Source organism: Komagataeibacter intermedius TF2, assembly GCF_000964425.1.
GTDB lineage: Bacteria > Pseudomonadota > Alphaproteobacteria > Acetobacterales > Acetobacteraceae > Komagataeibacter > Komagataeibacter intermedius.
Map to the genome: position 1 here is coordinate 1 of NZ_BANF01000388.1, position 354 is coordinate 354.

The following is a 354-nucleotide window of genomic DNA, read 5'->3' on the forward strand; positions in this document are numbered from 1 at the left end:
TTCGATCGCCTGGATATCCGTCGGTCAGTCCCCGGCGTGAAGCCAGCCGTGCTGATTATCGGCGGCGCTGGCGGCGTCAGCTCCATCGCCATCCAGTTGGCGCGGGTCCTGACCGATGTCACGGTCATCGCCACCGCCTCCCGGCCAGAAACGCGCGACTGGGTAAAATCCCTCGGGGCACATCATGTGGTGGATCACAGCAGGCCGCTTGCCGCGCAGGTCGCCGCCCTTCCGACCGGCGCGCCCGGCTTCGTCTTTTCCACGACGCAGACCGATCGGCATATGCCAGAGATTATCGCGCTGATCGCGCCCCAGGGGCATTTCGGCCTGATTGATGACCCGGCCGCGCTCGAC

At 66.1% G+C, this 354-nt stretch carries 1 protein-coding gene; it reads left to right on the forward strand.

What is annotated here, in order from left to right; translation table 11 throughout:
• On the forward strand, positions 1-354 hold a 354-nt coding region (locus B7449_RS17685; RefSeq protein ID WP_048883965.1), incomplete at both ends, for a zinc-binding dehydrogenase.